Source organism: Psychrobacter sp. PG1 (assembly GCF_014897815.1).
Lineage (GTDB): Bacteria > Pseudomonadota > Gammaproteobacteria > Pseudomonadales > Moraxellaceae > Psychrobacter.
The window spans coordinates 24,305-30,785 of record NZ_JABUZG010000030.1 but is presented as its reverse complement, the minus strand read 5'-3'; the positions used below and the strand labels follow the sequence as shown (position 1 = coordinate 30,785).

The 6,481-nt window shown below is 39.5% G+C and carries 8 protein-coding genes and 1 rRNA gene; 8 read left to right on the top strand and 1 reads right to left on the bottom strand.

What is annotated here, in order from left to right:
- Window positions 1-86 precede the first annotated feature (86 nt).
- The 6 genes from INT03_RS01445 (at window position 87) to INT03_RS01420 (ending at window position 3,306) form a co-directional block, all read left to right on the top strand.
- A complete protein-coding gene (locus tag INT03_RS01445) occupies window positions 87-434 on the top strand; it encodes a hypothetical protein (protein WP_193007282.1) in 348 nt (115 codons plus the stop codon).
- Window positions 435-538: 104 nt separating this feature from the next.
- The gene (locus tag INT03_RS01440; protein WP_193007281.1) at window positions 539-1,180 is read left to right on the top strand and encodes a glutathione S-transferase family protein; all 642 of its coding nucleotides are present in this window, start codon (window positions 539-541) and stop codon (window positions 1,178-1,180) included.
- A 46-nt stretch (window positions 1,181-1,226) separates the two neighbouring features.
- Window positions 1,227-1,403: a hypothetical protein gene (locus INT03_RS01435; protein ID WP_193007280.1), complete on the top strand. Its 177-nt coding sequence runs from the start codon at window positions 1,227-1,229 to the stop codon at window positions 1,401-1,403.
- A 54-nt stretch (window positions 1,404-1,457) separates the two neighbouring features.
- Window positions 1,458-1,561, top strand: a 5S ribosomal RNA gene (gene rrf, locus INT03_RS01430).
- A 151-nt stretch (window positions 1,562-1,712) separates the two neighbouring features.
- Entirely contained in the window at window positions 1,713-2,678 is a 966-nt protein-coding gene (locus INT03_RS01425) for a GTP pyrophosphokinase family protein (protein ID WP_193007279.1), read from the top strand.
- 91 nt (window positions 2,679-2,769) lie between these two features.
- Complete coding sequence (locus INT03_RS01420) at window positions 2,770-3,306, top strand: hypothetical protein (RefSeq protein ID WP_193007278.1); 537 nt, start codon at window positions 2,770-2,772, stop codon at window positions 3,304-3,306.
- A gap of 53 nt (window positions 3,307-3,359) precedes the next feature.
- Here the strand turns inward: INT03_RS01420 and INT03_RS01415 are convergent, their stop codons facing one another.
- Window positions 3,360-3,620 carry a DUF1289 domain-containing protein gene (locus INT03_RS01415; RefSeq protein ID WP_193007277.1) on the bottom strand — a complete coding sequence of 87 codons (261 nt, stop codon included), beginning with the start codon at window positions 3,618-3,620 and terminating at the stop codon, window positions 3,360-3,362.
- A gap of 188 nt (window positions 3,621-3,808) precedes the next feature.
- Between INT03_RS01415 and INT03_RS01410 the strand changes: the two genes are divergently transcribed.
- Both INT03_RS01410 and parE read left to right on the top strand, forming a co-directional pair.
- Window positions 3,809-4,456 carry a YqiA/YcfP family alpha/beta fold hydrolase gene (locus INT03_RS01410; RefSeq protein ID WP_193007276.1) on the top strand — a complete coding sequence of 216 codons (648 nt, stop codon included), beginning with the start codon at window positions 3,809-3,811 and terminating at the stop codon, window positions 4,454-4,456.
- A gap of 121 nt (window positions 4,457-4,577) precedes the next feature.
- Window positions 4,578-6,464 carry a DNA topoisomerase IV subunit B gene (parE, locus tag INT03_RS01405; RefSeq protein ID WP_193007275.1) on the top strand — a complete coding sequence of 629 codons (1,887 nt, stop codon included), beginning with the start codon at window positions 4,578-4,580 and terminating at the stop codon, window positions 6,462-6,464.
- The last annotated feature ends 17 nt before the right edge of the window (window positions 6,465-6,481 follow it).

Here is a 6,481-nt window from a genome sequence, read left to right as displayed (position 1 = left end):
CTTATGTCACAGGGGGTTTTTCTTTGCCTACAAAAAAGTGCCAGTGTGATATTATTTATCATTATTCTTATCTTTAGGAGCATATCATGGGCGTTTCACTTTACTATACAGCTGAGCGTACGACGCTTTTAACTGAGCAGGAGCAAGAGGATATTGCGCTTATCATTGATAAGTATAATGACACCTTTGAGTATGCAGAAGAGGCGGAGTCTTTTGACCTTTATGCCTATGATGATAGTGAGTCAGAAGTCATATTAGCAGGCTCTACAAAAATGCCGTCTAGCATGGATTTAGAGGTTTTGATGTATAGCATTAATCATTGGCTAGAGTGTCTGACTGAAGTTCGATTGGCAGTCACTGATGCAGAATGGCATGTGCATTTGGACGATAGTGACGCAGTTTGGGTAGATGATAAATGGCAGATGGAAGATTAGTTCATCAAAATATTGTTATGATGCATCATCAGCTAATAAGATAACAACTCGTTAATGATATGAGCCAACGCTAGGTATTAGTCAACTCTAGAATGGAGTCTGTTTTGTTTAAACTTTACTATTATCCAAATAATGCCAGTTTAGCACCACATTTTTTACTTCATCATGTGAAAGCGGATTATGAGTTAGTATTGGTTGAAAGAGAGCGTAACACTCACCAATCAGCTGACTATTTGAAGCTAAATCCTGCTGGACGTATTCCAACGCTGGTTGATGACGAGCAGCCAATCTTTGAAAGCCCTGCCATTTGTATTCATATTTGTGAATCATATCCAGAGTATGAGTTAATACCGGCAATTGGTGACCCTAAACGACCATTGTTTTTTCAGTGGCTCGCATTCTTAAACAACACATTACAAGCGGAATTGATGGTTCGTTATTATCCACATCGCCACACTAACGATGAGAGCAATATACCCAATATCATCTCTGCCCAAGATGATCGTATTGGAGAGGCATTGTCTATAATAGACAGTCAACTTGATTCTAATGATTTCTTACTTGGTGAAAAACTATCTGCATGTGACTATTTTTTATTTATGTTGGCGGAGTGGTCATTAGTATTAGAGAAATCACCGATGCACTATACTAACTTGGCAGTGTATCTAAATCGATTAAGCCAAGACTCCACTATAAAAGCAGTATGTGATTTTGAAGAGATAGATCTGAGGCCATTTAAAATATAGTCATGATAAGTTGTTTGCATCAGGCTTTATTTTTCAGGAGTTAGATATGAATATAGATTCTTTAGCTTTATATATGACTTTTTTAGGTCTTCTTGCTGCTATTTATCAATTGAGACAAAAATTTCTACAGCAGAGAATGGTATTTAAAGATTCAATAAGTAAAGAATATTTCGATATCACCTTTAACCTTGATTCAGTTAGGTTACAAGTTGATCGACTATAAACTAAACACTTATAGTCAACAATAAAAACAACAGACTCATATCTAACCCCCTTTGCTGACGACAATAGCGCGATGGCCCCACCTGATCCCAGAAGTGAAACATCGTAGCGCTAATGGTAGTGTGGATTCGTCCATGTGAGAGTAGGTTATCGTCAGCTCTCTGTTCTAGAAAATCCCCCACGTTAACTCGTTGGGGGATTTTCTTTGGCTGGAATTTGATAATTTCTTTAATTAAGATTGTTGATTTGAGTTATTGTTGCTAGTCTTATATGAAGTAAGTCATCGTACTAAATTTAAGGTTGAGAGTTTATGGATTTAGATTTCTTAAAAATGAATTATGAAAGTCATAGACCACATGCTCAGAGGTTTATGGCCACTATTATTGAGCAACTAAGTAATTTAATTGAAAAGAATGAAATTACGTTAGGAACTCAGATAGAAAGCAGAATGAAATCTATACAGTCAGTAGAAGAAAAAACAAAGCGTAAAGGTAAGTCTATACAGTGTATTACAGATTTCGATGATTTTATAGGTATCAGAATCATCGTCCTGTTCAAATCGGATATTGATAAGACTTGCGATTTAATCAGAAAATATTTCAGTGTGGTTGATGAAGAAGATGTATCTAGACGTTTAGATAGTGACCAGTTTGGTTATCAATCTACACACTATAGTATTAAGATTCCCGAGGATTGGTTGAAAGTTCCTACACTTGTTGGTTTAGGTTCTTATAAAGCTGAGGTACAAGTAAGAACTTTATCTCAACATATTTGGGCGGTAGCTTCCCACAAGCTTCAATACAAACAAGAGAATAATGTACCAATGCCTGTAAGGCGTTCAATTAATCGTGTTTCTGCATTGTTAGAAACAGTGGATCTCGAGTTTGAAAGAGTTCTTTTTGAACGCGAAAAATATATTGCTCAGATGGATGAAGAAAAAGAGTTCAATGTTGATGTACTTGAAGTATTGTGTGATAGGTTGCTTCCAAAAGCTAATAAGGAGTTTGGTAATGAAGATTACTCAGAACTTTTTGCAGAATTGGTAGCTAATGGAATAACTGATGTAGCTGGGTTTATAGAAATGATTGAAAAACACTTATCTGAACAGCTTCGTGAAGATAAAGAAAGAGTTGTTAGTGAACTCCATGAGGGAGATATTGATGACTTGAGTATCGAAAGATTACAAAAGGGAGTTTTCTACACTCATGTAGGATTAGTCAGAGGGTGCTTAAGAGATTTAAGAGGTGATGATTATGAATCGAGAGATTTTGAATAAGAACAATATATTTAAATTATTAATTCACAGCAATTTCAATCACTCATTTTTTCATTTTGATGAAATATGAAATTGTGAAGGTAGTAAATACATGCCCAAATCTTTTACAGTAAATGATATCAATGAGCTTGAACAACTTAAGCAGAAGTTGTATGAATCAATGGATAAGACTTTACTACAGATTAGCTCTAACATTACTTCAACCCCTTCAAAAACGCTTTTTTCAAAGATGAAGTTTGGTGGTATAGGTTTTGATCCTTTAGACTCTAACCGTCCACTCAATATCATTGAACAGATTAATCAGTCTTTCACTTATCTATCATCGTTTTACGCATTGGAAGTTCTATTTACTGAATATCCAGAACTAGCTCCATTCCGACTTAATCTAGGAACTGCTCCAGGATCTGATATTGAGTCTGAATGTGGTGGCTTAGCTGCTGAGGTTTTCGCTGCAGTGGCTCCAACAAGTAATCAAAAGCTTAAGAAAGATATAAATAAAGTACTAGCAACTGATGCCAAGTTGAGGTTTGTGTTTTTTATGTGCCCTAATTTTGAATTAGGTCGTCAACTTCAATTAGAGAAAGAGGACGTGATTGTTTGGGCATTAAAAGCTGTAAATGCGATATAAAAATCATTAAATTAGCGCAAGAATAATAGGAATTATTATTTAATCTATGTTTTTCAAAACAACTCACCAACTTCAACCACTTTATCAAAATCAAATCCCAACTGTTGCCCTTTAAGCTGCCGCATCTGCTCGATACGCAGCTTACGTCCTGCGATAAGCCTTAGCACCTCGCGTTGCTGCTCTGTCGTCATATCATGCCATCGCTGCCGCTCCGTTCGACTGCGCAGGCAACCAAAGCAATAGCCTTTTTTATTGCTTTGGCAAAGACCAATACATGGATTGGCAATCTCAAACAGCTCAAACTGTTGGTTCATGGCGACTCCATTGCTATTATTGTCATTCCTTTGACTTGCATAAAACTATTATGAAAATATTATTATGTCGCAAATGCTGACTAATGGTGTGCCGTTTTATTGTTATTATTTTTGTTTAGCGGGTGCTATGCTTAGCGTCACTAGCCTATATAAGATAATCATAACAAAATTAATAAGTGAGATGATACGTGAACTTGATTTATATCCATGGACTGGACAGTGATGCGAACTCTACCAAGGGAATACTATTAGAAAGATACTGCCAGCGTCATCATCCTGATATTAACGTATATCGCCCAGACCTGAATAGTGCTCCTGAGAAAGTCTTTGAGCAGTTGGCAAGATTGGTAACCGAACTCAATAGAGAAGATGAAACCGTACTTGTTGGCAGCTCATTAGGGGGCTATTTCTCCACCTTGGTAAGCAATCATACAGGCTGTGCGGCTTTACTATTAAATCCTAGTACTCAGCCACATGTGACATTACAGCGCTTTGCTCATGACTTACTGCTAAATAACGATAGTGATGAAGGTCAAGGCGAAGATGAATTGCCAAAGAATCAAATTCTCTATACGACCACTGGCGGTTGGGTTATTACTTCTGCGGATTTGCAATGGTTTGCAGATCATCAGTTATCAGAAATTCATTATCCTAAAAAAATTGCGGTATTTATCAAAGAAGGCGATGAGTTATTAAATCCTGAATTGTCTAAAGCCTTTTATCAAGAGCAAGGGAGTACGGTTATTTTACAAGCGGGTGGCGATCACAGGTTTAGTGACTTCGCTGAACAACTACCAAAGATTATTGAACAATTAAGGCGATTACTACATCATTAAATACCCAAAAAATAGGCGACATTATCTGACGTGAGCGATTGACTATTAGCCTTAACGTCGCAATTTTTCGTTATAATGGTTTAATAGAATTAATCGAACATGAATAGTTAAGGATGCATTTGTGAGTCAATATAATGCGCAATCGTTAGAAGTTTTAGAAGGGCTTGAGCCAGTACGTCGTCGTCCAGGTATGTATACCGATACCACGCGCCCGAACCATCTGGCGCAAGAGGTTATTGATAACTCAGTTGATGAAGCGTTGGCGGGTTATGCTAAAACCATCAAGGTGCAGCTCCATAGTGATGGCTCATTGTCAGTTGAGGATGATGGGCGCGGTATGCCGACTGATATTCATCCTGAGTTTAATCAATCGGGCATTGAGCTGATTTTGACCCGTTTGCATGCTGGTGGGAAGTTTTCGACTTCTAATTATGAAGTGTCAGGCGGTCTGCATGGTGTGGGTATCTCTGTCGTCAATGCGTTATCAACACGTGTTGAGGTGACGGTATGGCGTGATAGTACACAGTTTGATATGGCGTTTGAAAATGGCGCACCAGTGACGCCGTTGACTGAAGCAGTCAGCTCAAACAAACGCAAACGTGGTACCAGAGTACATTTTTGGGCAGATGGTCGCTTTTTTGATACGCCTAAATTTAATGTCAAGCAGCTCAAGCACAATCTAAAAGCCAAAGCGGTGCTGGCAGCTGGGCTGACGATTGAATTTGTCGATGATATTAATAATGAAAAGGTGGTTTGGCAGTTTACTGACGGAGTGGTCGAATATCTAAGCGAACAGTTAGATGGTTTAGAAACCTTACCTGAAGCACCGTTCTATTATAATTACGATGCGAAAGCGGGCGAACGTGCTGCTATTACCTTTGCCTTGTCTTGGTTGCCTGATGGTGGCACGCCGATTCAAGAAAGTTATGTGAACCTTATCCCGACGGCTCAGGGCGGTACGCACGTCAATGGTTTGCGAACGGGTATCTTAGAGGCATTGCGTGAGTTTTGCGATATTCATAATTTGCTACCACGGAGTGTCAAGCTAACGGCAGAAGATGTCTGGGATGGGGTAAACTATATCCTGTCGCTTAAATTTTCTGAGCCACAGTTTTCAGGTCAAACTAAGGAACGTTTATCAAGTCGTGAGGCAGCAGGCGCAGTACAAACGCTGGCAAAAGATGCCTTTAGTCTGTGGTTAAACCAGCATGCTGATATGGGTACTCAAATCGCAGAGCTGGCCATTAATAAAGCAGGACGTCGTCTTAAATCTGCGAAAAAAGTCGCGCGTAAAAAGATCACTCAAGGTCCTGCGTTGCCGGGTAAGTTGGCAGATTGTCGCGGTGATTTGCGTGATGGTGCTGAGCTGTTTTTGGTAGAAGGGGATTCTGCAGGCGGTAGTGCGAAGCAAGCACGTGACCGTCATTATCAGGCGATATTACCGCTGCGTGGTAAGATTTTAAACACTTGGGAAGTGTCATCAGATACGGTGTTATCGAGTCAAGAGATTCATGATATCGCTATTGCTATCGGTGTCGATCCTGCCTCTGATGATTTGTCTGAGCTGCGTTATGACAAAGTCTGTATCTTAGCGGATGCGGATTCTGATGGCCTGCACATTGCGACGCTGATCTGCGCTTTGTTTGTGAAGCATTTCCCTGCGCTAGTAGATGCAGGTCATTTATTTGTTGCTATGCCACCATTGTACCGAGTGGATGTGGGCAAAGAGGTGCACTATGCATTAGATGAGCCAGAGCTTGCACATATCTTAGCCAATGTACTAGGTAATAAAAAAGCGCAAATCACACGCTTTAAAGGCTTGGGTGAAATGAGTGCAGAGCAGTTACGTGAGACGACCATGAACCGTGATACTCGGCGTTTAGTTCAGCTAGATATGGATGACATGGTGTTGACTAATAGCGTGATGGATATGCTGTTGGCTAAAAAACGTGCTGCTGATCGCAAGGTTTGGCTTGAGAATAAAGGCAATTTGGCTGACATATCCTAATGGGCTTGATGGGTATG